25 protein-coding genes are annotated in these 25,684 nt (G+C 71.1%); 16 read left to right on the forward strand and 9 right to left on the reverse strand.

Annotation, left to right across the window (positions count from 1 at the left end; all coding sequences use genetic code 11):
• Positions 1 to 82: 82 nt before the first annotated feature.
• Positions 83 to 1,360, reverse strand: coding sequence for a glycosyltransferase family 4 protein (locus ACZ49J_RS44375; protein ID WP_467457068.1), 1,278 nt, complete (start codon positions 1,358 to 1,360; stop codon positions 83 to 85).
• A 498-nt stretch (positions 1,361 to 1,858) separates the two neighbouring features.
• Between ACZ49J_RS44375 and ACZ49J_RS44380 the strand changes: the two genes are divergently transcribed.
• From ACZ49J_RS44380 to ACZ49J_RS44390, 3 genes are all read left to right on the forward strand, one after another.
• Positions 1,859 to 2,590, forward strand: coding sequence for a response regulator transcription factor (locus tag ACZ49J_RS44380; RefSeq protein WP_467457026.1), 732 nt, complete (start codon positions 1,859 to 1,861; stop codon positions 2,588 to 2,590).
• A complete protein-coding gene (locus ACZ49J_RS44385; protein WP_467457027.1) occupies positions 2,591 to 4,132 on the forward strand; it encodes a HAMP domain-containing sensor histidine kinase in 1,542 nt (513 codons plus the stop codon).
• A 128-nt stretch (positions 4,133 to 4,260) separates the two neighbouring features.
• Positions 4,261 to 4,788: a GNAT family N-acetyltransferase gene (locus tag ACZ49J_RS44390; RefSeq protein WP_467457029.1), complete on the forward strand. Its 528-nt coding sequence runs from the start codon at positions 4,261 to 4,263 to the stop codon at positions 4,786 to 4,788.
• A 24-nt stretch (positions 4,789 to 4,812) separates the two neighbouring features.
• Here ACZ49J_RS44390 and ACZ49J_RS44395 read toward each other — a convergent pair whose 3' ends face one another.
• Positions 4,813 to 5,637: a transglutaminase domain-containing protein gene (locus ACZ49J_RS44395; RefSeq protein WP_467457030.1), complete on the reverse strand. Its 825-nt coding sequence runs from the start codon at positions 5,635 to 5,637 to the stop codon at positions 4,813 to 4,815.
• Between the two features lie 111 nt (positions 5,638 to 5,748).
• Here ACZ49J_RS44395 and ACZ49J_RS44400 point away from each other — a divergent pair, with 111 nt between their 5' ends.
• Positions 5,749 to 7,026 (forward strand): ArgE/DapE family deacylase, encoded by a 1,278-nt coding sequence (locus ACZ49J_RS44400; RefSeq protein WP_467457031.1) that lies wholly within the window; start codon positions 5,749 to 5,751, stop codon positions 7,024 to 7,026.
• A 312-nt stretch (positions 7,027 to 7,338) separates the two neighbouring features.
• Here the strand turns inward: ACZ49J_RS44400 and ACZ49J_RS44405 are convergent, their stop codons facing one another.
• The 3 genes from ACZ49J_RS44405 to ACZ49J_RS44415 form a co-directional block, all read right to left on the reverse strand.
• Positions 7,339 to 7,887, reverse strand: a complete 549-nt coding sequence (locus ACZ49J_RS44405) for a TetR/AcrR family transcriptional regulator (protein ID WP_467457032.1) — start codon at positions 7,885 to 7,887, stop codon at positions 7,339 to 7,341.
• Between the two features lie 25 nt (positions 7,888 to 7,912).
• Positions 7,913 to 8,386, reverse strand: a complete 474-nt coding sequence (locus ACZ49J_RS44410) for a nuclear transport factor 2 family protein (RefSeq protein WP_467457033.1) — start codon at positions 8,384 to 8,386, stop codon at positions 7,913 to 7,915.
• Between the two features lie 200 nt (positions 8,387 to 8,586).
• Positions 8,587 to 9,024 carry a hypothetical protein gene (locus ACZ49J_RS44415; RefSeq protein WP_003974483.1) on the reverse strand — a complete coding sequence of 146 codons (438 nt, stop codon included), beginning with the start codon at positions 9,022 to 9,024 and terminating at the stop codon, positions 8,587 to 8,589.
• Between the two features lie 711 nt (positions 9,025 to 9,735).
• Between ACZ49J_RS44415 and hemL the strand changes: the two genes are divergently transcribed.
• The 7 genes from hemL to ccsB all read left to right on the forward strand — a co-directional run bounded on the left by hemL (position 9,736) and on the right by ccsB (position 17,968).
• Entirely contained in the window at positions 9,736 to 11,052 is a 1,317-nt protein-coding gene (hemL, locus tag ACZ49J_RS44420; protein ID WP_467457035.1) for a glutamate-1-semialdehyde 2,1-aminomutase, read from the forward strand.
• A complete protein-coding gene (locus ACZ49J_RS44425) occupies positions 11,049 to 11,777 on the forward strand; it encodes a histidine phosphatase family protein (protein ID WP_467457036.1) in 729 nt (242 codons plus the stop codon). Before hemL ends, ACZ49J_RS44425 begins: the two co-directional genes overlap by 4 nt.
• Positions 11,778 to 12,178: 401 nt before the next feature.
• Positions 12,179 to 13,417 (forward strand): polysaccharide deacetylase family protein, encoded by a 1,239-nt coding sequence (locus ACZ49J_RS44430; protein WP_467457069.1) that lies wholly within the window; start codon positions 12,179 to 12,181, stop codon positions 13,415 to 13,417.
• 66 nt (positions 13,418 to 13,483) lie between these two features.
• Positions 13,484 to 14,170, forward strand: a complete 687-nt coding sequence (locus ACZ49J_RS44435) for a TlpA family protein disulfide reductase (protein WP_467457037.1) — start codon at positions 13,484 to 13,486, stop codon at positions 14,168 to 14,170.
• A 4-nt stretch (positions 14,171 to 14,174) separates the two neighbouring features.
• Positions 14,175 to 14,975, forward strand: a complete 801-nt coding sequence (locus ACZ49J_RS44440) for a cytochrome c biogenesis CcdA family protein (protein WP_467457038.1) — start codon at positions 14,175 to 14,177, stop codon at positions 14,973 to 14,975.
• 3 nt (positions 14,976 to 14,978) lie between these two features.
• Entirely contained in the window at positions 14,979 to 16,871 is a 1,893-nt protein-coding gene (locus ACZ49J_RS44445; protein WP_467457040.1) for a cytochrome c biogenesis ResB family protein, read from the forward strand.
• The gene (gene ccsB / locus ACZ49J_RS44450) at positions 16,868 to 17,968 is read left to right on the forward strand and encodes a c-type cytochrome biogenesis protein CcsB (RefSeq protein WP_467457041.1); all 1,101 of its coding nucleotides are present in this window, start codon (positions 16,868 to 16,870) and stop codon (positions 17,966 to 17,968) included. Before ACZ49J_RS44445 ends, ccsB begins: the two co-directional genes overlap by 4 nt.
• A gap of 38 nt (positions 17,969 to 18,006) precedes the next feature.
• Here the strand turns inward: ccsB and ACZ49J_RS44455 are convergent, their stop codons facing one another.
• Together ACZ49J_RS44455 and ACZ49J_RS44460 are read right to left on the reverse strand one after the other, a co-directional pair.
• Positions 18,007 to 18,990: an isopenicillin N synthase family dioxygenase gene (locus ACZ49J_RS44455; RefSeq protein WP_467457042.1), complete on the reverse strand. Its 984-nt coding sequence runs from the start codon at positions 18,988 to 18,990 to the stop codon at positions 18,007 to 18,009.
• The gene (locus ACZ49J_RS44460; protein WP_467457044.1) at positions 18,983 to 19,432 is read right to left on the reverse strand and encodes a nucleoside deaminase; all 450 of its coding nucleotides are present in this window, start codon (positions 19,430 to 19,432) and stop codon (positions 18,983 to 18,985) included. Before ACZ49J_RS44460 ends, ACZ49J_RS44455 begins: the two co-directional genes overlap by 8 nt.
• Positions 19,433 to 19,572: 140 nt before the next feature.
• Between ACZ49J_RS44460 and ACZ49J_RS44465 the strand changes: the two genes are divergently transcribed.
• Positions 19,573 to 20,283, forward strand: coding sequence for a bleomycin resistance protein (locus tag ACZ49J_RS44465; protein ID WP_467457046.1), 711 nt, complete (start codon positions 19,573 to 19,575; stop codon positions 20,281 to 20,283).
• Between the two features lie 261 nt (positions 20,284 to 20,544).
• On the opposite strand, the gene ACZ49J_RS44470 is transcribed toward ACZ49J_RS44465, so the two are convergent.
• On the reverse strand, positions 20,545 to 20,871 hold the full coding sequence (locus ACZ49J_RS44470) for a PLD nuclease N-terminal domain-containing protein (RefSeq protein WP_467457070.1): 327 nt from the start codon (positions 20,869 to 20,871) through the stop codon (positions 20,545 to 20,547).
• A gap of 189 nt (positions 20,872 to 21,060) precedes the next feature.
• On the opposite strand from ACZ49J_RS44470, the gene ACZ49J_RS44475 reads away from it, so the two are divergent.
• Together ACZ49J_RS44475 and mqnP are read left to right on the forward strand one after the other, a co-directional pair.
• Positions 21,061 to 22,518: a menaquinone biosynthesis decarboxylase gene (locus ACZ49J_RS44475; protein WP_467457047.1), complete on the forward strand. Its 1,458-nt coding sequence runs from the start codon at positions 21,061 to 21,063 to the stop codon at positions 22,516 to 22,518.
• Entirely contained in the window at positions 22,515 to 23,417 is a 903-nt protein-coding gene (mqnP, locus tag ACZ49J_RS44480; RefSeq protein WP_467457049.1) for a menaquinone biosynthesis prenyltransferase MqnP, read from the forward strand. Before ACZ49J_RS44475 ends, mqnP begins: the two co-directional genes overlap by 4 nt.
• Positions 23,418 to 23,483: 66 nt before the next feature.
• On the opposite strand, the gene ACZ49J_RS44485 is transcribed toward mqnP, so the two are convergent.
• A complete protein-coding gene (locus ACZ49J_RS44485; protein ID WP_467457051.1) occupies positions 23,484 to 24,086 on the reverse strand; it encodes a rhomboid family intramembrane serine protease in 603 nt (200 codons plus the stop codon).
• Positions 24,087 to 24,202: 116 nt separating this feature from the next.
• Here ACZ49J_RS44485 and ACZ49J_RS44490 point away from each other — a divergent pair, with 116 nt between their 5' ends.
• Positions 24,203 to 24,865, forward strand: a complete 663-nt coding sequence (locus ACZ49J_RS44490; protein WP_467457053.1) for a UbiX family flavin prenyltransferase — start codon at positions 24,203 to 24,205, stop codon at positions 24,863 to 24,865.
• A 169-nt stretch (positions 24,866 to 25,034) separates the two neighbouring features.
• On the forward strand, positions 25,035 to 25,490 hold the full coding sequence (locus ACZ49J_RS44495) for an Lrp/AsnC family transcriptional regulator (RefSeq protein ID WP_467457054.1): 456 nt from the start codon (positions 25,035 to 25,037) through the stop codon (positions 25,488 to 25,490).
• Positions 25,491 to 25,684: the final 194 nt, after the last annotated feature.

Here is a 25,684-nt window from a genome sequence, read left to right on the forward strand (position 1 = left end):
CCCCGCGCCCCTTGAGGGGTGCGCCCCCTTTCGGGGCGCACCTTTCGGGGCGCACCCCTCACGGGCCGGGAATCGAGGGCCCTCACGTCTCCCGGGCCGCCTGCGTGCCCGGCCAGCCCAGGCGGGTGCCCCAAGCCCGTACGCGGCGGCGCAGTGAGCGGTGCCGGCGGCGGGTCCAGGTCCTCAGGCGGGCCCGGTCGCGTTCCCAGGCGCGGCGGTGGCGGGTGGCGCGGAGTTCGGCGAAGAGGAATTCGTAGCGGGCGAGGATGGGGGCCGCGTCGTAGCGGTGGGCGCTCTGCAGGGCGGCGGCGCCCATGGCGCGGCGGGCCGGCTCGTCGGCGATCAGTTCGAGGATGGCGTCGGCGAGGGCGCCCGGGTCGTCGACGGGGACGAGGCGGCCGTCGACGCCGTCGGTGATGATCTCGGCGGGCCCGAGCGGGCAGTCCGTGCTGATGACCGGCACTCCGCAGCGCATCGCCTCGACCAGCGTCATCCCGAACGACTCCGCGTCCGAGGCGCTGACCACCAGTGACGCCTTGGCGAACTCGGCCTCGATGGGGGTGCGCGGGCCCATGAGGCGGGCGCGGCCGGCGAGGCCGAGCTCGTCGATGATGCGGTTCAGGCGCTCCTTCTGCTTGCCGCCGCCGTAGATGCGCAGCCGCCAGTCCGGTTCCTTCGCCGCGACCCGCGCGAACGCCTCCAGGAGCAGGTCGAAGCGCTTGCCGGGGGCCAGCCGGCCCGCCGCCGCGATGACGGGGGCGGTGCCGGTGGAGGGGGAGGTTCCGGCCTCGGGGACGATGTTCGGTACCGACATCACGCGCACGCCCGGCAGGGGCATGTGGGCGCGGTACACGTTCGCGTCCGCCTCGGTGGTCGTCACCACCGCGTCCAGCGCCCGGTAGTGGCGGGCGAGCACCTTGCGCAGCCGCTTGTGGTGCGCGTCGTGGCGCAGGTGCTCCTGGCCGATGCGCAGGGCGCGGCGGGGGGCGAAGCGGGAGACGTAGACGTTGAGGCCGGGGCGGGTGCCGATCACGACGTCCGCGCGGCAGCGGGCGAGATGGGCGCGGACCCGTTGGTCGGTGAGGCGTGTGTACTGGCGGTGGCGCTTGTCCTCGGCGGGGAAGTCGACGGCCGGCTGCCCGAAGGCGGGATCGGCGAGGTCCGCGCTGCCCGGTCGCGTGTCCACCAGGGGGACGAGTCTGATCCGTGGGTCGATCCCGAAGCGCGGGGTGTCCCGGTGCCGCGACATGGACACGATCTCGACATCGTGGCGGTCCGCCAGTGCCGACGCCAGGTTCAGCGTCGTGCGGACGGTGCCGCCGATGGCGTACGCGTTGTGCAGCAGGAACACGATCTTCATGCGCTGGGCCTTCGTCGTGGTGCGGTGGGTCGTCGTCCGCGGGGTGCGTGTCCGCTCGGGGCGCGGCCCGCTTCCCGTGAGGTCCGTATGAGTCGCGTACCCGTCCTGCTCGCCGTACTCCGTCCGATCTCCGCACTCCACCCGATCGCCACGCTCGGGCCGGGCGCGGGGGGCCGGGCGGTCGCCGTACCCCGGTCGCTCGTCGTGCTCGCCGGGCTGGTCGTGGTGGTCGCGTTCCGTGCGCGCCCCGCCTTCCGCGTGTGCGCTGCCCCCTCCGCCCTCCACAGGACCCACACGACCCAACGGACCCACATGATCCATGCGACCCATACGACCCTTCCCGGCGTGACCTCGCTCCGGTGGTCCGCCTGGCATACCGGACACGGTGACCCGGCGGGGTAAGCCACCCGCCCGGCGCCGGTGAGAGGCGGGTAAGAAGCCCGCTCCCGTCCGACTCCCGCAGGTGGTTCGCCGCCGAGGTCTTGGCAGACTGGTGGGGTGCCCCAGAATGTGCTGCTCGCCGAGGACGACCGCGCCATCCGACATGCCCTGGAACGCGCGCTGACCCTGGAGGGTTACGAGGTCACGGCCGTCGCCGACGGTGTCGAGGCGCTCGCGCAGGCCCACCGGACGCCCCCGGACGTGCTCGTGCTGGACGTGATGATGCCGGGCATCGACGGCCTCCAGGTGTGCCGCGTGCTGCGGGCGGAGGGCGATCGGACGCCGATCCTGATGCTCACCGCGCTCGTCGAGACGGCCGACCGGATCGCCGGTCTGGACGCCGGAGCGGACGACTACGTCGTTAAGCCATTCGACGTAGAAGAGGTCTTCGCCCGGCTCAGGGCCCTGCTGCGCCGAACGGGTAACGGATCGGGCGGCGCCGTCGAGGCCCCCAAGCCGTCCTCGTCCGGTGACCGGGACGTCGTCGGCGGGCTGCTGTCCGCGGCCGGACTGCGCATGGACGTGCAGGCGCGGCGGGCCTGGCGGGGGGCGCGTGAGCTGGAGCTGACGCGGACCGAGTTCGACCTCCTGGAACTGCTCATGCGCAACGCCGGGATCGTCCTCGACCACGCGACGATCTACGACCGCATCTGGGGCTACGACTTCGGCCCCGGCTCCAAGAACCTCGCCGTGTACGTCGGTTACCTGCGGCGCAAGCTCGACGAGCCGGGCGCTCCGGCGCTGATCCACACGGTGCGCGGCGTGGGGTACGTGCTGAGGGAGGACTGAGTGCGCCTCCGCTTCCGCCTGCGCCGGGTCTCCTCGCTGCGGGCGACCTTCACCGTGTCCTTCGCGGCCGTGGCCGCCGCCGTCACGGTCGTCGTCGGAGTCCTCAGCTACAGCGCGGCCGCCCGGCTGGTGCGGGTCGACCAGCAGACCGTGTTCGACGCGGTGGTCCGTGACCTGCAGGGGCAGGTGCGGGAGCGGAAGCTCAGCCCCGCGGACTACGCCTCCTCGGACCAGGGCGGGCCGCGGGACGAGCTGATGGGGTCGGGCCGTACGGACATCCAGGTACTCGGGCCGGGCGGCGAGCTCGTCGACAGGGGCAGTCCGCCCCTGCCGGTGCGTGCCCGTGACCGTGGGGTCGCCGGTGAGGCCGTCGCGGGCCGTACGGTCGAGCACGACGCGGTCGCCCTCGGCGACGACCGCTACCGCGTGGCCACCGTCGCCCTCGGCGGCGGGCGGGGGGCCGTCCAGGTCGCGCAGGAGTTCAGCGACACCGAGGACCTGCTGCGGGAGCTGCAACAGCGGACCGTGCTGCTGGAGGCGGCCGTCGTGGTGTCGGCCGGGTTGTTCGGCTGGTGGCTGGCGCGGCGCATCACGCGGCGTCTGGTGCGGCTCGCCGGTGCGGCGGAGGACGTGGCGCGCACCGGTCGTCTCTCCATCCAGGTGCCGGTCACGGGGCGGGACGAGGTCGGGCGGCTCGGCCGCTCCTTCGACCGCATGCTGGTACGGCTCGCCCAGTCGGAGGAGGACCAGCGGCGGCTGGTGCAGGACGCGGGTCACGAACTGCGGACGCCGCTGACGTCGTTGCGTACGAACATCTCGTTGCTCCACCGGATCGACGAGTTCCCGGCGTCGGTCCGCGAGGAGCTGGTCGCCGATCTCGCCCAGGAGGCCCGCGAACTGACCGACCTGGTCAACGAGTTGGTCGATCTCGCGGCCGGTCAGTCCAGCACCGAGCCGGTTCAGCGGGTGGCGCTCGCGGACATCGTCGAGGACGTGGCGGTGGTCGCCCGCCGGCGGACCGGGCGGGAGGTCGTGGTGCGGGCGCACGGTGACACGACGGTCGCGGGGCGGGCGGGGGCGTTGCAGCGGGCGGTGTCGAACCTGGTGGAGAACGCGGCGAAGTTCGACCGCGGGGGATCGGGGGCGATCGAGGTCGTGGTGAGCGGGCCGCCGGGTGGGGGATCCGGTGAGGGCGTGCTGTCGGGGGGCGGTACGGCGGTGGAGGGCGCCGAGCCTGTGGAGGGGGCCGTTGGCGGTGACGGTGCGGGCGCCGGGGACGGTGACCGTGACGGTGGCGGGGTCGTCCGCGTGGAGGTGCTCGATCGGGGGCCCGGGATCGCCGACGCCGATCTGATCCGTGTCTTCGACCGCTTCTACCGTGCGCCGGCCGCGCGGAGTCTGCCTGGTTCCGGGCTCGGGCTGTCCATTGTCCGGGAGGTCGCGACGGCGCACGGGGGCGAGCCCTTCGCCTTCCGGCGGGAGGGCGGGGGGTCGGTCATCGGGTTCACGGTGGGGACGGAGGCGGCGGCGCGGGGGCACTGAGGGGTTGGTTCGAGCTGTCGCCGGCGAGGAAGACACACGCACGTCGGCCTGGGCGAGAGGCGCAGCCGAGGGAGAACTGTGACGTGCCTGGGGGATCACTCTCACGGGCGGGCGATAGGTTGCCCGCCATGACCGAACCCTTAGCCGTCGACTGGCCACCTGCCCCGATCAGAACCGAACGGCTCGTGCTCCGCGCATCCGAGGCCGGAGACCGGGCGGCGTTCATCGAGTTGCACGCCTCGCCGGAGGTGCACACCTATCTCGGCGGCCCCCGGCCGCGTGATGAGCTCGAGCGCGAGATGCCCGAGGTGCCCGGGCGGTGGCCCGGGAGTTTCGTCGTCGATCTGGACGGGGTGATGATCGGCCAGATCCTGCTCAGGAGAGCCTCAAAGGACCGTCGCCCGGCTGCCGCGGGGAAGGCCGATCTCGGCTACCTGTTCCTGCCGCGGGCGTGGGGATTCGGGTACGCCGCCGAGGCGTGCGCGGCGGCACTCGGCTGGCTCGCCGGCGCGCTTCCCGGCGAGCCGGTGGTGCTCGCCACCCAGACCGCAAACGTCCGTTCGATGCGCCTCGCGGCGAAGCTGGGGTTCACCGAGGTGGAGCGGTTCGAGGCCTGGGGCGCCGAGCAGTGGCTTGGTCTGCGGCCACCGGCCTGACCTGCGGAAACAGGCTGCCCACCTTTACCGCAGCGCACCGGGCGGAGCCCCGGGGGCGGGACGGGCGGGGGTGGTTGCGGTTCGTGCGCCCGCGCTCCAGCGGCCGAGGATCGGCTCGGCGAGGGTGCGGGCGGGGCGGCAGAGGGTCTGGCCGTGGTGGCTGAACAGGCCGTCACGGTCGTCGAAGTGGCCGAGGTCGACGCGGACCTGGGCCGACAGGTCGCAGGCGTCGCCCTGGGCGCCGCAGCTCCCAGGGCCGTCCCAGCGCAGACCGGTACGCGCCACGGCGTCGAACAGGGTCTCGCCGCCCTCGTTGGTGAAGCCGTCCGAGGTGCCCGTGGGCCCGTCGGAGAACAGCTCGCCCATCGGCAGCCAGGCCCCGTCGACCCGGAACTCCGGCCACGCCAGCACCACCCGCTCCGGCACCAGCGGCTTCAGACGGGGGAACCTCGGATACCAGAAGCTCCCGTCGACGAGCAGGCCACGCACGCGCGTCGGCACCCCGGACGCCCGGGCGACCGCCTCCAGTACCGCCATGCGCTGGCTGCACGAGCCCCGGCCCAGGGCGAGGGTCCGTGAGGCGCGGCGGCGGTCGTCGACCGAGTACACCGGGCGGACCTCGCGGGCGATGAGGGCGTGGGCGGTGCGCAGGGCGTCGAGCGGGGTGGCCGGGCGCGTCTCCTGGACGCGCGAGGTGAGCGCGGTGACGCGGGGGTGGCGCCAGTCCAGGACGCGGGTGGGGAGCGTGGAGCCCTCCACCGGGCGTTGCCTCGCGCTCGCGGCGTTCACAGGGCTCGCGGCTTTCGCGGCGTTGGACGTCCGGCACGGCATCAGCAGTCGGCTGGTCATCGGCGCCCCCACGTGGTCCCCTACCCGCACCCACCTGTTCCCGGTCATCATCACACGGCCACTCCCTCCTCACACGAGGGGGAGCCAACGAGACACCGGGAGCAACGACCCATGGCGACAGCTGAGTTGAGTGCCCAGGAGGCCGCGGCCCTCGCGGCGGTCGACGAGGCGGCCATCGCCCGTACCCTGCTGGAGCTGATCGCGATACCGAGCGTGACCGGCAGCCCCGCGGAGTCCGAGCTCCAGCACCACCTGGCGGGGCGGCTCGACCGGCTCGGGCTGGACGTGGACCTGTGGCCGATGGATCTGCCGGCGCTGCGGGCGGACCCGGACTTCCCCGGCTCGGAGGCACCGAGGCAGGAGGCGTGGGGGCTCGTGGGGACCACGCGGGACGGGGGCGACGGGCCGACGCTGATCCTCCAGGGGCACGTCGACGTCGTACCGCCGGGAGACCTGGAGCAGTGGGAGGGTGACCCGTTCGTGCCGCGGGTGACGGGGGACACCGTGCACGGCCGCGGCGCCTGCGACATGAAGGCCGGGCTCACCGCCCACCTCGCGGCCCTCGCGGCGATCCGGGCGAGCGGGGTGCGGCTGCGCGGGCGGGTGGCGGCGCACTTCGTGGTCGGTGAGGAGGACGGCGGGCTGGGCGCCTTCGGCACGCTCCGGCGCGGTCACACGGGCGACGCGTGCGTCATCGCCGAGCCGACCGCCGGGACCCTCGTCACCGCCAACGCCGGTGCGCTGACCTTCCGCCTCGACGTGCCGGGCCGGTCCGCGCACGCGAGTTCGCGTGACGAGGGCGTGAGCGCCGTCGACGCCTACCTGCCCGTGCACCGGGCCCTGGCGGCCCTGGAGGCCGAGCGCAACACCGACCCCGACCCGCTGATGGCCGAGTACCCGATCCCGTACGCGCTCTCGGTCGGCACCCTGCGGTCCGGTGACTGGGCGAGCAGCGTGCCCGATCTCCTGGTCGCCGAGGGGCGGCTGGGCGTACGGCTCGACGAGGACCCGGCGGCGGCGAGGGCCGCGCTGGAGCGGCGTGTGGCCGAGACCTGCGCCGCCGACCCGTGGCTGCGCGCGCACCCGGTGACGGTGACCTGGCCCGGCGGCCAGTTCGCCCCCGGCCGGCTCCCGGCCGGGCATCCGCTCCGGGACACCGTACGAGAGGCACACGCGGCCGCGAACGGGGGCGTACGGCCGCGTGAGCGCGGCGCGCCCTACGGCAGCGATCTGCGGCACTACACGGCGGCGGGCATTCCCACGCTCCAGTACGGGCCGGGGGACATCCGGCACGGCCACAGCACCCGCGAGCGGGTCGATCTGCCGGAGATCGTCGAGGTGGCGCGCACGTTGGTGCTCACGGTGCTGCGCACGGCCGGAACCAAGTAGGACACCATCCGCAGACGGGCCGGCGCCCGGTCCGGGACTGTCGGGAGTTCACGCGGCATGTCGGCTGGGCGACATCCTCACCGGTATCACGGCGCGACCGGGCAAGGGGCAAGTGCCCGCTGACTTGTCGTCCGGGGACGTCCTCGGGTTCCGCTGCGCTTGCCGCGGTGCCGCTCCTACGATCCGTCACCGGGTCGGCGGGAGGGGAGAGTTGGGGGCGGGGATGCGGGAGCAGGAAGCCCCGAGTCCCATCGGCCGAGTCGGCCTGTGAGGAAGACTCGGGGCCGTCGTCGCCGAACTACTGGTGTCGGGTCATCGAGCGGTGAGGACGCGTGCCCACGGCTCATCGATGTCGGCCAGACCCAGCACGGCGACCACGTTGTCGAGCATGCCGGCGCCGAACCAGCGCCGCACGGCCTCGTCGTCGCCGAGCAGCTGCCGGACGGTGTCGACCTGCTTGGCGTAGCACCGGCGCACGGCCTGCGCCACCAGCGGCTCGCCGACGGCACAGTTCGCGTGCATGAGGAAACGCAGGATGTTCCGGTCCGCGACGAGCGCGGCGTAGGCGCCGCGTGCGGCATCCAACGCCGCCTCGGGCGCCAACCCCGCCCCACCCGACGCCGGTGAGTGAGCGACCAGGGTTTCTGTCATGACGACGGACACGTGGTCGACCGCCGCCGCGAACAGCGCTTCCTTGTTCGGGTACAGGCGGTAGAGATATGGCTGGGAGATGCCGACCCAGTCCGCGATCTCGTGCGTCGTCGTGCCGTAGAAACCTTTTTGCGCGAAGCAGTCGACCGCGGCGGCCATGATGGCCCGACGTCGTTCGTCGCTCTTCGTGCTGGTGCCGGGGGCGGGCATGGGCGTCAGTTAAACACGGCTCCCTTCAGCCTCCAAAAGTCACGGCGAGGTCGGAGTCGGACGGCACATCGCGGGGCGTCAGCGCCTCGATCGCCACCAGCGGGTTCCAGTAGTCCAGGTAGTGGGTGATGCGCGCGTCGTCATCGGTCCGGACAACGGAGATGCACACCTGCTCGTACGGCTTGCCGGTCGGCAGCGCGGTGCCCTTCGAGCGGAACTCGGCGATCACCAGACTCGGATCGACCGTGTCATGGAACACGAGGTCGACGAACTCGACGTCGAAGGTCTCGGGAAAGTTGCTCATGTGCGCGACCAGTGCGTCGCGCCCCGTCACCCGCTGAGGCACGCCCGCCGGCGCGTACGGGAACTCGAGCACCGCGTCCGGGGCGAACAGCTCCACCCATTCGTCGACGCGTCCCGCGGCGGTGAGGCGCAGGTGCTCGGCCAGGGTGTGCTGGGCAGCGGCGCGGCGGTTGGCGTCGTCTTCCGTGACTGTCATCTTCCCTCCTATGTTAGTGGTTGACCTATAACCTACCACCCCGAGTCGTTGCGGGTGGCCGAGCAGGAAGTGACGTCACGCACACCACTCGATGTGCGCTCGACGTGCGCTCAATGTGCAGCGGCCGCCTGACGGTCCCTCGCCGGCACCAAAAAGGGCGAGGCCCGAAGGCCTCGCCCAAATCCCATGAAACCGCAGGGTCACGGCCACACAAGGCAGTAAGGCTGATGCCCCGCCTCATGAAGCCGATGCGAGAAGTCCTGCCACTCGTGCAGCAGTTGGTACACGTTGAACGCGTCCCGCGGGCCGCCGCGGTCCGGGACCGTCGACCAGATGAAGGCGGCCGCGCCGACCGCTTCCTCGCCGATGCCGCGCAGCGGGTCGACGACGGTCATGGGGAGCTTCACGACCGCGTAGTCGGGGTGGAGGACGACCAGTTCGAGTGGGGGAACCTTGTGCAGGGGCACACCCTCGATGCCCGTCAGCACCATGGCGGCCATCGTCTCCGGCTTGATCTTGGTGAACATGCCGTTCATGCCGAGCTCGTCGCCGCCGAGTTCCTCCGGGCGCATCGAGATCGGGACGCGGGCAGCCGTCGCGCCGTCGGGCGCGCCGAAGTACTTGTACGTCACCCCCACCCGACCACCGTTCCTGCTTCCTGCCCGCAGCCGATCGGCCACGTGGTCCGTCCGGTCCATTCGGGGTGTCCGAGGCGTGCCGGGCGTGCGGTTGGTCCTGCCGGTCTGATCCATGCGATCCATGCGACCCATCCGATCCATACGGTCCTTACCGTCCATACGGTCCGGTCGGTCGATTCGCTCAGCGCCGCTGCGCTGCGGAACGGAATCGTCCTGGTGTGCACCCGTGGGGCCGAGGGGAAGCGTGTGGTTCGCGGACGCCGTGGGTTCCGGTGGAGCCGTGGGGCCCTGCGGTCCCGTGGGAGGGTGCGGACCATCCGTGGGGTCGTGCGGCTCCGTCGAACCCAGAGGGCCGATGGGGCTCTGCGGACCCACCGGAGAAATGGGGCTCTGCGGGCCGACCGGACCTGTCGGTCCGGGAGGACCCGGCGGAATCTGTCCACCCTGTGCCTGCCGTGCTTCGCCTCGTGCCTCGGTCGATTCCTCCGCCTCGCGCCGGTGCCTTCCCCGCCGGGCACGCCGGGGACCGAGGTCATCGGTCCCCTCGCCCAGTCCGCCACCGCGATGCATATCTCCACCCGACTGCTGTTCTAGGACGCGTGGCCCCCGCCGCGCAACCCGATCATCGTGTCATTGTGACCTCCCCCACGGCCGCGCGCCGAAACGTGCGTTGAAACACCTGTCCGCGGGATCTTCAGAGCCTCTGACACCATGGCTTGTGTGACCTATCAGTACGAAGCCCCAGTTTCGCAGACTCTTTTCGAGCGTGCGTCGGCCGTCACGCCCGGCGGCGTGAACTCTCCCGTGCGCGCCTTCCGCGCCGTGGGCGGTACGCCCCGGTTCATGGTGTCCGGTACCGGTCCTTATCTCACCGATGCGGACGGTCGCGAGTATGTAGATCTCGTGTGTTCGTGGGGGCCCATGATTCTCGGGCACTCCCGGCCCGAGGTCATCGCCGCCGTCCAGGAGGCCGTCTCCCGCGGCACCTCCTTCGGTACGCCCGGTGAGGGCGAGGTCGCGCTCGCCGAGGAGATGGTCGCCCGCGTCGACCCGCTCGACCAGGTGCGGCTCGTCTCCAGCGGGACCGAGGCCACCATGTCCGCCATCCGGCTCGCCCGCGGGTTCACCGGCCGCACCAAGGTGATCAAGTTCGCCGGGTGTTACCACGGTCACGTCGACTCGCTGCTGGCGGCGGCGGGCAGCGGGGTCGCGACGTTCGCGCTGCCCGACACCCCCGGCGTGACCGGTGCGCAGGCCGCGGACACGATCGTGCTGCCGTACAACGACCTCGGCGCCGTACGGGAGGCCTTCCTGGCCCACCCCGGCGAGATCGCCTGCGTCATCACCGAGGCCTCGCCCGGCAACATGGGCGTCGTGCCGCCGCTGCCCGGCTTCAACCAGGGGCTGAAGGACGTGTGCGCCGAGCACGGGGCGCTGTACATCTCCGACGAGGTCATGACCGGCTTCCGGACCAGCCGGGCCGGGTGGTACGGCATCGACGGGGTCCGGCCCGACCTCATGACCTTCGGGAAGGTCATGGGGGGCGGGTTCCCGGCCGCCGCCTTCGGGGGGCGCGCCGACGTCATGGCGCACCTCGCGCCCGCCGGGCCCGTCTACCAGGCCGGCACCCTCTCCGGGAACCCGGTCGCCACCGCCGCCGGGCTCGCCCAGCTGCGGCTCCTCGACGACGCCGCCTACGACAAGGTGAACGCCGTCTCCGAGCAGATCCGTACGCTCGTCACGGAGGCCCTGACCAAGGAGGGCGTCGCGCACACCCTGCAGAACGCCTCCAACATGTTCTCCGTCTTCTTCACCGACCAGCCGGTGCGCAACTACGACGACGCCAAGAAGCAGGAGTCCTTCCGCTTCAACGCCTTCTTCCACTCGATGCTGTCGCAGGGCGTCTACCTGCCCCCGTCGTCGTTCGAGTCGTGGTTCGTGTCGACCGCGCACGACGAACGGGCCGTCCAGCGCGTCGCGGACGCCCTCCCGGCCGCCGCCCGCGCCGCCGCGGAGGCCGCCGCATGAGCACCGTGAACAGCGCGACCGGTGACGGCACGAACGGCGACGGTACGAACAGCAGAGACGTCACCGTCGTCCACGTCATGCGGCACGGCGAGGTCGCCAACCCCGACGGGATCCTGTACGGCAGGCTGCCCGGCTACCACCTCTCCGAGCTCGGGCGGCGCATGGCCGACCGGGTGGCCGAGCACCTCGCCTCGCGGGACGTGACGTACGTGGTCGCCTCGCCGCTGGAGCGCGCGCAGGAGACCGCGACGCCGATCGCCAAGGCCCACGGTCTCGATCTCGCCACCGACGCCCGCCTCATCGAGGCCGACAACGTCTTCCAGGGCAAGACCTTCGGCGTCGGCGACGGAGCGCTGAAGCGGCCCGAGAACTGGAAGCACCTGGTCAACCCCTTCAAGCCGTCCTGGGGCGAGCCGTACGTCGACCAGGTCATCCGGATGATGGGGGCGCTCGACGCGGCGAAGGACGTGGCGCGGGGGCACGAGGCCGTGTTGGTCAGCCATCAGCTGCCGATCTGGATCGTGCGGTCGTACGTCGAGCGGCGGCGGCTGTGGCACGACCCGCGCAAACGGCAGTGCACGCTCGCCTCGCTGACGACGTTCACGTATCACGGCGACAAGATCGTGTCCGTCGGGTACACCGAGCCCGCGCGGGACCTGGTGCCGGCGCATCTCCTCGCGGGGGCCAAGCCGGTCAAGGGCAAGGGCAAGGCCTTCGGCGCGTAGGCGCTCCGCTGGGTTGGGCGGAGGCGGGGCGGGGTGCCTTACGTCGTAGGGCGACTGCGGGCTGTTCGTGGTTGCTCGCGCCCACGCGGCGGAGCCGCGCAATGTCACAGCCCCGCGCCCCTTTCAGGGGCGCAACCCTCGGTTCGACGGAACCCCATCAGCCGTACGTCTCTCTCACAGACGTACGGCCGTTCGCCGTGCCTACGCGCACCCCATCGGCGCACGCCCCGCCACAAAGCGTACTGACATGGGCATCTAAGCGTATATCCGCCCAATCGTCGAAATCCATGCCAGATCTGCGGAACCCTCGCCACCGCCGTGCCCTCTACATCGGTGTCCTCCCCTCAAGGGGGATCTGACCGACCAAGGGGGACACAGTGAGTGACATCACGCGAAGGGGAATGATCGGGCTCGGCGCCGGAGCCGCCGCCGCGCTGGGGCTGGCCGGATGCGGTACCGCCCCGAAAGACGGGTCGAGTGACGCCGCGGGTTCCAGGAAGCGGGGCAAGAACCGCAAGAGCGAGGCCAGGCCGATCGGGGACGGGTCCACCGCCGACACCGGCAAGCAGCCCAAGCAGCCCGAGAAGCCGCGGCCGCTCCAGGCCGGTGAGACGCCGCCGCAGTTCGTGGTGTTCTCCTGGGACGGGGCGGGCGACGTGGGGAACGGGCTGTTCCCGCGGTTCCTGAAGACCGCCGAGGACCACGGCGCCCACATGACCTTCTTCCTCTCCGGGATCTATCTGCTGCCCGAGTCCAGGAAGCGCACCTACCTGCCGCCGAACAACGCGCCCGGCGCCTCCGACATCGGCTACCTCACGGACGAGCACATCAAGTCGACACTCGGGCACATACGCCAGGCCTGGCTCGACGGGCACGAGATAGGCACCCACTTCAACGGCCACTTCTGCGGCGGCCACGGCTCGGTCGCCAACTGGACGCCCAAGCAGTGGCGCAGCGAGATCGAGCAGGCGAAGTCGTTCGTGAAGGAGTGGCGGACCAACACCGGCTGGACCGACGTCGAACCGCTGCCCTTCGACTACGACAAGGAGCTCATCGGCGCCCGGACGCCGTGTCTGCTCGGCCAGGACAACCTGCTGCCGACCGCCCGCGAGCTCGGCTGGCGCTACGACGCCTCCTCGTCCGGCGGCCTGCAGGTCTGGCCCCGCAGGAAGCAGGGCCTGTGGGACCTGCCACTCCAGCAGATACCTTTCCCCGGGCGCGGCTTCCAGGTGCTCTCGATGGACTACAACATCATGTACAACCAGTCGCAGAACTCCACCAAGGCCCCGCCCTCCAACTACCCGGCCTGGCGCGAGCAGGCCACCGGGGCGTACGTCGCCGGGTTCCAGCGGGCGTACGAGACGAACCGGGCGCCCCTGTTCATCGGCAACCACTTCGAGGAGTGGAACGGCGGCATCTACATGGACGCCGTCGAGGAGGCCCTCAAGCACATCGCGCGGGAGAAGGAGAAGGGCGGCGACGTACGGCTCGTCTCCTTCCGTCAGTTCGTGGACTGGCTGGACGTGCAGAAGCCGGAGGTGCTGGACAGGCTTCAGTCGCTCGGAGTGGGGCAGGCGCCGGCCGGAGGCTGGAAGAAGTTCCTCGCGGACGCGGGGAAACCGCCTGCGAAGGGCGCCTGAAATGGGGTTTCGTGCCCTTGCGGGGGGTGCGGAAGACTCTCGAAAGGGGCATGCGAAACTTTTCACATGAGTGCCGCCAGCCGCGCCCGCGCCCCCCAGCGCTCGAACCGCACCCGTGAGCCCCGTCAGATCCGTATGAGTCGCATGGCCCGTATGAGCCGCACCGGCCGTGGCCGCGGCGCCCTGGTCACCGCCGGGGCCGCGGCGCTGGTGCTCGCCGTCTCGGCGTGCAGCTCCGGGGGGACCTCGGGAGGCGGTGGCGGCACCGGCTTCATCACCAGCTCCGACGGCATCGCCACCGTGAAGAAGGGTGACCGGGCGGACGCCCCCGACCTGTCGGGCAAGACCATCGACGGCAAGCAGCTCGACGTCGCCTCCGCCTACAAGGGCAAGATCGTCGTCGTCAACGTGTGGGGCTCCTGGTGTTCGCCCTGCCGGGCCGAGGCCCCCAACCTCGTCAAGGTCTCCGAGGAGCTCGCCGGCCAGGGCGTGCAGTTCGTCGGCATCAACACCCGCGACACCAGCACCGGACCGGCCCGGGCCTTCGAGGAGGCGTACAAGGTCGAGTACCCGAGCCTGTACGACCCGACCGGCAAGCTGATGCTCCGCTTCAAGAAGGGCACCCTCAACCCGCAGGCGATCCCCTCGACCCTCGTCATCGACCGGGAGGGCAAGGTCGCCGCGCGCTCCCTCCAGGCGCTCAGCGAGGCGAAGCTGCGCAAGCTGATCGATCCGGTCCTCGCGGAGAAGTGACCTCGTGTCCCTCGTCACCGCCACGGCCGACCTCGCCGCGCCCGCGGTCCTGGCCGCCTCGACCGACCCGAACCAGACCGTCTACAGCGGCGCCCTGCTGATCGCCCTGCCCATCGCCGTCCTCGGCGGTCTCGTCTCCTTCTTCTCGCCGTGCGTGCTGCCGCTGGTGCCCGGCTACCTGTCGTACGTCACCGGGGTCAGCGGCACCGACCTGGCTCAGGCGCGGCGCGGGCGCATGGTCGCCGGTGCCGGGCTGTTCGTGCTCGGGTTCACCGCGGTGTTCGTGTCCGGCGGGGCGCTGTTCGGGTACTTCGGGTCGACGCTGCAGGAGTACCAGGGCGTCCTGTCCAAGGTGCTCGGTGTGCTCATGATCCTGATGGGCGTGTTCTTCATGGGGATGATGCCCTGGCTCACCCAGCGGGAGTTCCGCTTCCACACCCGGCCGACCGCCGGGCTCGTCGGGGCGCCCCTGCTCGGCGCGCTCTTCGGCATCGGCTGGACGCCCTGCATCGGCCCGACCCTCGCCTCCGTCAACGCGCTCGCGATGGACCAGGCGAGTGCCGGTCGCGGGGCCCTGCTGACGGTGGCGTACTGTCTCGGGCTGGGCGTGCCCTTCGTCGTGGCCGCGGTCGCCTTCCGCAAGGCCCTCGGTGCCTTCGGCTGGGTCAAGCGGCACCACGTCTGGGTCATGCGCGTCGGTGGCGTCATGATGATCGCGACCGGCCTGCTGCTGCTGACCGGCGCCTGGGACCGCATCGTGCAGGAGATGCAGGTCTGGTCGAACGGCTTCACTGTGGGGATCTGATCCATGAGCAACACGGAGACCAAGGCCAAGGCCGCTGCGGGCGAGTCCAGGGCGACCGCTGACGACAACGACCTCGGCGCCGCCGGCTCCCAGCTGTCCACCGCCCCCACGGAGGACGCCCCCAACCTGCCCTCGCTGGGTGTCATCGGCTGGGCCCGCTGGTTCTGGCGGCAGCTGACCTCCATGCGGGTCGCGCTGCTGCTGCTGTTCATGCTGTCGCTCGCGGCGATCCCGGGCTCGCTCATCCCGCAGTCGGGACAGGACGAGACCAAGGTCGCCGACTTCATGGACCGGCACGACACGCTGGGGCCCGTCTACGAGAAGCTCGGGCTGTTCCACGTGTACAGCTCGGTGTGGTTCTCGGCGATCTACATCCTGCTGTTCATCTCGCTCATCGGCTGCATCGTGCCGCGCACCTGGCAGTTCGTGGGGCAGCTCAAGGGGCGTCCGCCCGGGGCGCCGAGGCGGCTGAACCGGCTGCCCGCGTACACGACCTGGCGCACCGACGCCGAGCCGGAGCAGGTGCGGGAGATCGCACTGAAGGTGCTGAAGCGGCGCCGGTACCGCTCGCACGCCGCCGGTGACGCGGTCGCCGCCGAGAAGGGCTACCTGCGGGAGGCCGGCAACCTGGTCTTCCACCTCGCCCTGATCGTGATGCTGGTCGCGTTCGCCTGGGGCCAGCTCTTCAAGTCCGAGGGCAACAAGCTGATCGTCCAGGGTGACGGCTTCGCCAACACCATGACGCAGTACGACGACTTCAAGTCCGGCAACCTCTTCACCACCGACGACCTGACGCCGTTCAGCTTCGACCTGAAGAGCGCCAAGGGCACGTTCGAGCGCACCGGGCCGAACCGGGGCACTCCGCGCACGTACGAGTCGCACATCACCTACAGCGTGGGCGCGGACGGCAAGGAGAAGCCGGCCGTGATCAAGGTCAACGAGCCGCTGGTCGTCGGCGACACCAAGGTCTACATGGTCAACTACGGGTACGCGCCCGTCGTCACCGTCCGGGACGGCAAGGGCAAGGTCGTCTTCAAGGACGCGGTGCCGCTGCTGCCGCTCGACGGCAACCTCACCTCCTCCGGGGCGATCAAGGTCCTCGACGGCTACCGCGACGCCAAGGGTGAGAAGGAGCAGCTCGGCTTCAACGCCTTCTTCGTGCCGACTTTCGCGGGGGCGGGCAAGGGCCAGATGCTCTCGCAGTTCCCGGCGCTGGACTTCCCCGTGCTCGCGCTGTCCGCGTACCACGGTGACCTGGGCGTCGACTCGGGCATCCCGCAGAACATCTACCAGCTCGACAAGACCAACCTGAAGGAGTTCAAGGACTCCAAGGGGCAGCTGCTGAAGAAGCGGCTGCTGCCCGGCGAGACCATGAAGCTGACCGGCGGCAACGGCTCGGTCACCTTCGACGGCATCAAGCCGTGGGCCCGCTTCCAGATCACCCAGCAGCCCGGCAGCGGCTGGGCCCTGGCCGGCGCCATCGCCGCGATCGCGGGCCTCGCCGCCTCCCTGTTCATCCAGCGCCGTCGCGTGTGGGTCCGGGCCGTGCGCGGCGCCGACGGAGTGACCGTCGTCGAGATGGCGGGCCTCGGCCGCAGCGAGTCCACGAAGCTGCCGGAGGAACTGGGGGACCTGGCCGGGCTGGTGTACGAGGAGGCGCCGGCCGCCGCGGACCGGGACACGGCCACCGACCCGGCCTCCGGCGCGGGGAAGGACCCCTCCTCGGAGAAGTCCGAGGACCGCGCCTCCGCTCCGCCGGGCGAGCCCTCCGGTTCGTCCGGCACCGAGAACACCGACCCCTCCGACTCCGACGCCGGCCCCGCTCCGGAGCCGGGCGCCAGGACAAGCCACCCCGACCCCCAAGTCGTACCTGCCGAAGGGGCTGACCCCCAGTGACATTCGCCGCCGCGACCGAGCTGGCCGCCGGGACCAACGAGAACCTCGCCAACATCAGCAACGTGCTGATCTACTCCGCGATGGCCGTCTACACGCTGGCCTTCTTCGCGCACATCGCCGAATGGCTCTTCGGCAGCCGCAGCAAGGTGGGCCGTACAGCCGCCGCGCTCACCGCCGACGGGGCGAAGAAGGCGAACGGGCCCGCCGTGACCGTGCGGACCGCCGGCTCCACCGCCGTGCTGGAGCGGCCCAAGGTGGTCGTGCGCGCGGCAGCCGGCGCGCGGGACGTGCCGGACGGCCCCGGCGCGCACGGCGGTGACGAACAGGGCGACCTCTACGGCCGTATCGCCGTGTCCCTCACCGTGCTCGCCTTCGCGATCGAGGCGGGCGGCGTGCTGACGCGTGCCCTGTCGGTGCAGCGGGCGCCGTGGGGCAACATGTACGAGTTCAACATCACCTTCTCCACCGTCGCCGTCGGCGTGTACCTCGCCTTCCTGGCGCTGAAGAAGAACATCCGCTGGCTCGGCCTCCCCCTGATCACGACGGTCCTGCTCGACCTCGGTCTCGCCGTCACCGTCCTGTACACCGCCAGCGACCAGCTGGTTCCCGCCCTCCACTCGTACTGGCTGTACATCCACGTCTCGACCGCGATCTTCTGCGGCGCGGTCTTCTACGTGGGCGCGGTCGGCACGATCCTCTACCTGTTCAGGGACTCCTACGAGAACAAGCTCGCGAGCGGGGGCAAGCCGGGCCGGTTCGCGACCTCCGTGCTGGAGCGGCTGCCCGCCTCGGCGTCCCTCGACAAGTTCTCCTACCGCGTCAACGCCGCCGTCTTCCCGCTGTGGACGTTCACGATCATCGCGGGCGCCATCTGGGCCGGTGACGCGTGGGGCCGCTACTGGGGCTGGGACCCGAAGGAGACCTGGTCCTTCATCACCTGGGTCGCCTACGCCGGCTACCTGCACGCCCGCGCCACGGCCGGCTGGAAGGGCCGCAAGGCCGCGTACATCGCGCTCATCGCCTTCGCCTGCTGGCTGTTCAACTACTACGGCGTCAATCTCTTCGTGACGGGCAAGCACTCCTACGCGGGCGTGTGACCCACTGCTCCCGGACGAACAGGGAAGAGTCCCGGTGATCAGCCGACCGTGATCGAGTCCAGCTTCTGCCGCAGGTACACGTGCGAGTCCACCGGCTCGTACGCCACGCGCCCCACCGGGGCGGGCACGGACTCGACCCATGTGCCCGGGGTGCACTCGCCGAAGTAGACGAGGGACATCAGCTCCTCGGCGGGTACGTCGGCCGGTGGCGGCAGCACGCGGTGGCGGCCGGAGCGCCAGCGGTCACCGGTCCAGCGGGCCATCAGGTCGCCGATGTTGACGGTGAGGGCGTCCGGGTCGTAGGGGGCGTCCTCCCAGCCGCCCTCGTCCGTGTACACCTGGAGCCCGCCCCTGCCGGCCTGGCGGTCGAGGATCGTGACGGTGCCGAAGTCGGTGTGGGGGCCGATACGGAACTGGCCCGGCTCGGGCTCGCCGACGACCTCCCTGCCCGGGTACCAGTTGATGTTGAAGCCGTAGGTGGGGTGGCTCATGTGGCGGGTGAAGAAGTCCGGTTCCAGGCCCAGGGCCTCGCCGAGCAGCGCGAGAAGGTGGTTCTCCAGCTCGGCCATCCGTGCCAAGTACTCCTCGCACAGCGGCCGCAGCTCCGGTACCTGCGACGGCCAGACGTTCGGCGCGTACCACTCCGCGTTCACGGCCGGGTCCTCGAACGGTTCGTGGGTGGCGAAGGTGAGCGACTCCTTGAGGTCCGGCGGGGTCTCGGTTCCCTCGGCGTAGCCGTTCGCCTCGGCGCCCGGGCCCAGCCAGCCGCGGCCGCCGACCTTCGCCTCGTACGCCTGCTTGATCCCGGCGGGGAGGGCGAAGAAGGCACGGGCGGCCGCGCGGATGCGGGTGCGCAGTTCCGGGTCCACGCCGTGACCGGTGACCAGGAGGAAGCCGGCGCTCCGCAGGGCCTCGTCGACGGTGCGGGCGATGGCCCGGCGCGCCTCCGGGCCACCCGTCAGCCAGGGCCTCAGGTCGACGGTCGGGACGCGGGGGCTGCCGTGTGTCACGGTCTCAGTCACCGATGTCCTCCTTCCACAGGTCCGGGTTCGTCTCGGTGAAGTCGCGCATCAGCGCCACGCACTCGGGGTCGTCCAGCAGCACGATCTCCACCCCGTGGTCCGCGAGCCAGTCGTGGCCGCCGTGGAAGGTCTCCGCCTCGCCGATGACCACACGGGAGATGCCGAACTGGCGGACCAGGCCGGAGCAGTACCAGCAGGGTGACAGGGTCGTCACCATCGTCGTACCGCGGTACGTGCGCTGCCGGCCCGCCGCGCGGAACGCCGCCGTCTCGGCGTGCGCCGACGGGTCGCCGTCCTGGACGCGGCGGTTGTGCCCCCGGCCGAGGAGGGTGCCGTCCGCGCCGTAGAGGGCCGCCCCGATGGGGATGCCTCCCTCGGCGAGACCGGCCCGGGCCTCGGCGACGGCGGTGGTGAGCCATGCGCGTGCCTGTGCGAGCTCCATGCCCTTACCTTCCCGCCTCCTGCCCGCGTCCATTCCTGCCGAGGGCCGGGTCCGGACTCCCACCCGCTCACCCGCGAGCCGAGCGACGGGCGGGAAGGAAACCGCGGGCGCTCCTCGTCAAATTTGACTAGAGTCGCCGTATGGCCGAGACGACGATTCCGATCCTGCCGTGCCGAACCCTTCCGCCCGTCCTCGACTTCTACCGCGCCCTCGGGTTCGAGGTCGCCTTCGAGCAGCGCAGCCCCAACCCGTACGCGGTGGTCGTACGCGGTGACATCCAGCTCCAGTTCTTCGGCATGAAGCGCTACGAGCCGGGCCGGTCGTACAGCACCTGCTACGTCGTGACCGACGACGTGGACGGGCTCTACGCGGCGTTCCGGGCCGGCCTCAAGTCGGCGTACGGGAAGGTCCCGACCCGGGGGCTGCCGCGTCTCGGGCCGCTCAAGGACGCCACCCACGGCATGCGCCAGTTCCTCATGACCGACCCGGGCGGCAACTGCGTCCGCGTCGGCCGGCCGATCAGGGACGACCTCCACCACAGCGCCGTACCCGAGGAGACCTTCGCCCGAGCCCTGCACAACGCGGCTCTCTTCGCCGACTCCAAGGACGACCCGAAGGGCGCCGCGCGCATCATCGACCGCGTGCTGCGCCTGGAGGACGAACGGCCCACTCCCGTGCAGCGCCTGCGGCTCCTGGCGCTGCGCGCGGAGGTCGCCGACCGTCTCGGCGACGAGGAACGGCTGAGGTCCTCGCTCGCCGAGGCGGCCGCGGTCCCCCTCACCGCCGAGGAACGGGACGCGGTGGGCGAGGACCTCGACCGCATCGAGGAGCTCCGTACGCGGACGCTGTGAACCAGCGGTTCCCCGGGCACGCACGCCCGAGTGCCCCGAACAGCTGGGCTCCGTAGGGGATTTCGGCTCGTGTGCCGTCGGGTGCGCCTGTGCCGGCCGTGCTCCGCCCCGGGCCTGGGCACCTGGACGCACCTGGCCGGCGTCCGCGACGGGCCCGGCCCCACACTGCGGCTCCACGTCAACGGCGCCCGGGGAGCCGAGGTGGACGACACCGACCCGACCGTGTCCACCGGCGCCCTCATGACCGGGCGCGCCGGTCCCTCAGTCCTTGGAGTCGCCGTCCTGCTTGCCCTCGTCCGACTTCTCGCTCTCGTTCTTGTTCTTGTCCTCGTCGAGGGACTTCAGGAAGTCGGGGTTGTCGTCCGGAGCGACCCAGCCGCCCCCGGCCCTGCGGGAGCCACCGCCCATACGGCCCGCCGTACTGCTGCGGTCCCGGCCCACGATCAGCCAGGAGACCGAACCGACCAGCGGGAAGAGGAGGATGAGGATGGCCCACAGGGGTTTGGGGATGTGGCGGACATCCTGCTCCCGCGTGGTGATGCAGTCGATGAACGCGTAGATGCTCAGTGCCAGCGGCACAAGGATCATCAGCACCCGGAGCAATGTAATCGATCCCCTTGAGAGACGCCGTCGGTCGCCGGGCCGGGCGGAGTCCGGCACCCGGTGACCGCTCCAGAGTAGTGCGTACCGGCTGTGCCATCCCGGGGGGCAACCCCGGACCCCCGGCAGAAGTGGGGCCGACGCAGTTTCCGAGTGACCCTCAGCGATACTTGACGCATGGCTTACGACGATCTTCGCTCGTTCCTCCGGGCCCTCGATCGGGAAGGCGACCTCAAGCGCGTCAAGGTGGAGGTCGACCCCCACCTGGAGGTCGGCGAGATCACCGACCGGGTCAACAAGGCGGGCGGCCCCGCGCTGCTCTTCGAGAACGTGCGCGGCTCGACCATGCCGCTCGCCATGAACGTCTTCGGCACCGACCGGCGTCTGCTGAAGTCGCTGGGCCTGAAGTCGTACGAGGAGATCAGCGAGAAGATCGGCGGCCTGCTCAAGCCCGAGCTGCCGCACGGGTTCGTCGGTGTGCGCGAGGCCTTCGGGAAGCTCGGCGCGATGACCCACGTACCGCCGAAGAAGGTCAAGTCCGACAGCGCCCCCGTCCAGGAGGTCGTACTGCGGGGCGACGACGTGGATCTGGACGCCCTGCCCGCCCTGTTCACCTGGCCCCAGGACGGCGGCTCCTTCTTCAACCTCGGCCTCACGCACACCAAGCACCCCGAGACCGGCGTCCGCAACCTCGGCCTGTACCGCCTCCAGCGCCACGACAGGCGCACCATCGGCATGCACTGGCAGATCCACAAGGACAGCCGCAACCACTACCAGGTGGCCGCGCGCAGGGGCGAGCGGCTGCCGATCGCCATCGCCTTCGGATGCCCGCCCGCCGTCACGTACGCCTCCACGGCCCCGCTCCCCGGTGACATCGACGAGTACCTCTTCGCCGGGTTCATCGCGGGCAAGCGGATCGAGATGGTGGACTGCAAGACGGTGCCGCTGCAGGTGCCCGCCAACGCCGAGGTCGTCCTCGAGGGGTGGCTGGAGCCGGGCGAGATGCTGCCGGAGGGCCCCTTCGGCGACCACACCGGCTTCTACACGCCGCAGGAGCCCTTCCCGGCCCTGACGATCGACTGCGTGACGATGCGGAAGCGGCCGCTGCTGCAGTCCATCGTGGTCGGACGGCCCCCGACGGAGGACGGACCACTGGGCCGGGCGACCGAGCGCTTCTTCCTTCCGCTACTGAAGATCATCGTTCCGGACATCGTGGACTACCACCTCCCCGAGGCCGGCGGTTTCCACAACTGCGCGATCGTCTCGATCGACAAGAAGTACCCCAAGCACGCCCAGAAGGTCATGCACGCCATCTGGGGCGCCCACATGATGTCGCTGACCAAGCTGATCGTGGTCGTCGACGCCGACTGCGACGTCCACGACCTGCACGAGGTCGCCTGGCGGGCGCTCGGCAACACCGACTACGCCCGCGACCTGACCGTCGTCGAAGGCCCGGTCGACCATCTCGACCACGCCTCCTACCAGCAGTTCTGGGGCGGCAAGGCGGGCATCGACGCGACGCGGAAGTGGCCCGAGGAGGGCTACACGCGGGACGGTGGCTGGCCGGAGATGGTGGTGTCGGACCCGGAGACGGCGGCGCTCGTGGACCGCCGCTGGAAGGAGTACGGGCTGTGACCTCCGCCTCCGCCGCGCTCCCCCAGCCGGGGCGCACCAAGGCGTTCCTGCGCCTGGTGATGATCGAGCACTCCGTCTTCGCGCTGCCGTTCGCGTACATCGCGTCCCTCACGGCCATGTTCCAGCTGGACAAGAACATCCACTGGGGCCGGCTGCTGCTCGTGACGGTCGCGATGGTCGGGCTGCGCACCTTCGCGATGGCCGCCAACCGGATCATCGACCGCGAGATCGACGCCCGCAATCCCCGTACGGCCCAGCGCGAGCTGGTCACCGGCGCGATGACGGTGCGGCACGCGTGGACGGGCGCGTTCATCGCCCTGGTGTTCTTCCTCGGCGCGGCGGCCCTGCTCAACCCGCTGTGCCTGGCGCTGGCGCCCATCGCGGTGATCCCGATGGTGGTCTACCCGTACGGCAAGCGGTTCACGAACTTCCCGCAGGCCATCCTCGGCCTCGCCCAGGCCATGGGCCCGGTCGGCGGCTGGCTCGCGATCACGGGCGAGTGGTCCTGGACCGCGGTGGTCCTCGGGCTCGCGGTCGGCATCTGGATCGGCGGCTTCGACCTGATCTACGCCTGCCAGGACGTCGACAGCGACCGCGAGACCGGTGTCGGATCGGTCCCGGCGCGGTTCGGGGTACCGGCGGCGATCTGGGGCGCGCGGGCGTGCCACCTCGTCACCATGGCGCTCTTCGTCTGGTACGCGCTGGTGACCGACGCGGGCGCGTTCCTGTGGCTGGGCCTGCTGATCGTGGCGGCGGCGTTCGCGTACGAGCACACCATCGTGCGGCCGCACGACCTGTCCCGGCTGAACAGGGCGTTCTTCAGCGTCAACGGGTTCATCGGGATCGCGTTGTTCGTGTGCGCGCTGCTGGATCTGCTGGTGCGGGGTCTGACGCTGTAGGCGGTCCGTACGGGCGGATGTCTCCCGGCGACCGAGTCGTTGAGACGAGGGGTCCCGGGCGGAGCTCTACGGCGCCAGGGCCGGACGGGGTGCGCGGCGGCGGAACAGGAACGCCGCCGTCACGCCCGACAGCAGGCCTATCAGGTGGCCCTGCCAGCTGACGCCGCTCTGGGTGGGGGCGAGGCCCATGAGGATGGAACCGCCCCAGACCGCGCCGACCAACAACCCCGCGACGATGCCGAGCGGCCGGCGCTCGACGAAGCCGCTCACCAGCAGGAAGCCGAACAGGCCGAAGATCAGGCCGGAGGCGCCCGCGGTGTTGCTGTTCGCCGGGGACAGGAGCCAGACGCCCAGGCCGTCGGCCACGATGATCAGCGCGCACACGGCGGCGAAGCGGCGCAGGCCGCCGAGGGCCGCGAGGAAACCGAAGACCAGCAGCGGCACGGTGTTCGCGGCGACATGGGCGAAGCCGAAGTGGAGGAAGGCGGCGGGGACGACGTCGACCAGCTCGGACGGTCTGCGCGGCATGATGCCGAAGCCGTCCAGCGCGTGACCGCTGACCACGTCGACCACTTCGAGCAGCCACAACAGCGCCACCCAGCCCACCATCAGCTTGGCGGCGGCCTTCGCGCGGTCGCCACGCGACCACCCGAGCTCCGTACCAGTCATGGCAACCCCCACCTTTCCCGTCCGTTCCGGGAACGGACGAGGCCCCTCGTCCGGTTCCCTCCCGGCGAACGATCCCGGATAGGCTCGGCGTCGTGAACCCACTCAAGCCAGGAGAGATGGCGCGTAGGCCTTGGATCGTAGGGGTCTCCGGTGCGTCCGGCACCCCCTATGCCGCCGCTGTGCTGCGTGGGCTGCTGGATGCGGGGGAGAGCGTCGACCTGGTCGTCAGCCGGGCCGCCCGGCTCACCCTGCTCGACGAGACGGGGATCGCGTTCCGCGACGCGCACTGGCGGGACGACCTGCGGGAATGGCTGGCGCGGGGGGCCGACGGAAAGCCGGACGCCTTCGGGGGCGTACGCGTCGACGACGTACGGCACTGGGCCGCCGGTGACCTGGCGGCGGGGCCCTCGTCCGGGTCGTACCCGGTCAAGGGGATGCTGATCGTGCCCGCCTCCACCGCCTGTGTGGCCGGGGTCGCCCTGGGGCTGAGCAAGGACCTGTTGCAGCGTGCCGCGAGCGTGACCCTCAAGGAGGGGCGCACGCTGGTCGTCTCCGTGCGAGAGACCCCGCTGAACGGACAGACGCTGCGGCACCTGGTGACCCTGGACGACGCGGGCGCCACGGTGCTGCCGGCCTCGCCGGCCTTCTACGCGGGGGCCACGCACATCCAGGACCTGGTGGACTTCGTCGCCGGGCGGGTGCTGGACGCGGCGGGCGTCGAGCACGGGCTGTACCGGCGGTGGCGGGGGGAGCTGGGCGGCGGGGCGCGGACGACTTGAACGGAACCGGACGTGAACGGAACCGGACGTGTACGGACCCGGACGTGTACGGACCCGAAATGAACGGCACCGAACCCGGCCGGATTCACTCTTCCCGAGCACCTGGTAGCGGGAGCGCTACCACTCACCACTACTTCGAGAACTCTTTCAGCGGAAGGCAACCGATCGCATGGACGCGGTGGACAGGCAGCTCATCCAGGCCCTCAGGGAGAACGGCCGTGCCTCCTACGCGGAACTGGGCCGCCTCGTGGGCCTCTCCGGCCCCAGCGTCACCGACCGCATCAACCGGCTGGAGGCGGCCGGGGTCATCACCGGCTACCGCGCCACGGTCGACGCGGCCTCGCTCGGCCTCGGCGTGACCGCCCTCATCGGCATCTCGCTGTCCGACGCCGCCGACCACGAGGACGTGGCGGACCGGCTGCGGGACCTCAACGAGATCGAGGACTGCTGGTTCATCGCGGGCGACGACTCGTTCATGCTCAAGGTGCGGGTCACCGATGTCGACGGGCTGGAGAAGACCATCCGGCGGCTGTCGGGAACCAAGGGCGTCTCCCGGACCCGCACGACCATCGTGCTCTCCACGAAGTGGGAGAACCGGGTGGGGGAGCTGCCGGAAGAGGGGTGACGCTGCCGTGGGTCGGGCGGATGCGCCTCGTCCTGCGGCTGCCGGTTTGCTGCGCGGCTGCCGGTCTGTTGTGGTTGGTCGCGCCCAGGCGGCGGAGCCGCACAATGTGACAGCCCCGCGCCCCTGACGGGGCGCGAGTGCCCCGAGGTCCGGGCTGTACCGTTGCATGAGTTGTCGGTGAGGAGAGGCGGAGG

The sequence above is a fragment of the Streptomyces sp. NPDC030840 genome, from assembly GCF_055572015.1.

Bases quoted from the DNA above. Each gene is read 5' to 3' on its own strand.
- ACZ49J_RS44410 (WP_467457033.1), bottom strand. From the start codon at position 8,386: ATGACAGTCACGGAAGACGACGCCAACCGCCGCGCCGCTGCCCAGCAC.
- ACZ49J_RS44490 (WP_467457053.1), top strand. From the start codon at position 24,203: ATGGCGCGTAGGCCTTGGATCGTAGGGGTCTCCGGTGCGTCCGGCACC.
- ACZ49J_RS44475 (WP_467457047.1), top strand. From the start codon at position 21,061: ATGGCTTACGACGATCTTCGCTCGTTCCTCCGGGCCCTCGATCGGGAA.
- ACZ49J_RS44435 (WP_467457037.1), top strand. From the start codon at position 13,484: ATGAGTGCCGCCAGCCGCGCCCGCGCCCCCCAGCGCTCGAACCGCACC.
- ACZ49J_RS44465 (WP_467457046.1), top strand. From the start codon at position 19,573: ATGGCCGAGACGACGATTCCGATCCTGCCGTGCCGAACCCTTCCGCCC.
- ACZ49J_RS44470 (WP_467457070.1), bottom strand. From the start codon at position 20,871: ATGATCCTTGTGCCGCTGGCACTGAGCATCTACGCGTTCATCGACTGC.
- ACZ49J_RS44445 (WP_467457040.1), top strand. From the start codon at position 14,979: ATGAGCAACACGGAGACCAAGGCCAAGGCCGCTGCGGGCGAGTCCAGG.
- ACZ49J_RS44495 (WP_467457054.1), top strand. From the start codon at position 25,035: ATGGACGCGGTGGACAGGCAGCTCATCCAGGCCCTCAGGGAGAACGGC.
- ACZ49J_RS44405 (WP_467457032.1), bottom strand. From the start codon at position 7,887: ATGCCCGCCCCCGGCACCAGCACGAAGAGCGACGAACGACGTCGGGCC.
- hemL (WP_467457035.1), top strand. From the start codon at position 9,736: ATGGCTTGTGTGACCTATCAGTACGAAGCCCCAGTTTCGCAGACTCTT.
- ACZ49J_RS44460 (WP_467457044.1), bottom strand. From the start codon at position 19,432: ATGGAGCTCGCACAGGCACGCGCATGGCTCACCACCGCCGTCGCCGAG.
- ACZ49J_RS44400 (WP_467457031.1), top strand. From the start codon at position 5,749: ATGGCGACAGCTGAGTTGAGTGCCCAGGAGGCCGCGGCCCTCGCGGCG.
- ACZ49J_RS44425 (WP_467457036.1), top strand. From the start codon at position 11,049: ATGAGCACCGTGAACAGCGCGACCGGTGACGGCACGAACGGCGACGGT.
- ACZ49J_RS44395 (WP_467457030.1), bottom strand. From the start codon at position 5,637: ATGACCAGCCGACTGCTGATGCCGTGCCGGACGTCCAACGCCGCGAAA.
- ACZ49J_RS44485 (WP_467457051.1), bottom strand. From the start codon at position 24,086: ATGACTGGTACGGAGCTCGGGTGGTCGCGTGGCGACCGCGCGAAGGCC.
- ACZ49J_RS44390 (WP_467457029.1), top strand. From the start codon at position 4,261: ATGACCGAACCCTTAGCCGTCGACTGGCCACCTGCCCCGATCAGAACC.
- ACZ49J_RS44430 (WP_467457069.1), top strand. From the start codon at position 12,179: ATGATCGGGCTCGGCGCCGGAGCCGCCGCCGCGCTGGGGCTGGCCGGA.
- ACZ49J_RS44375 (WP_467457068.1), bottom strand. From the start codon at position 1,360: ATGAAGATCGTGTTCCTGCTGCACAACGCGTACGCCATCGGCGGCACC.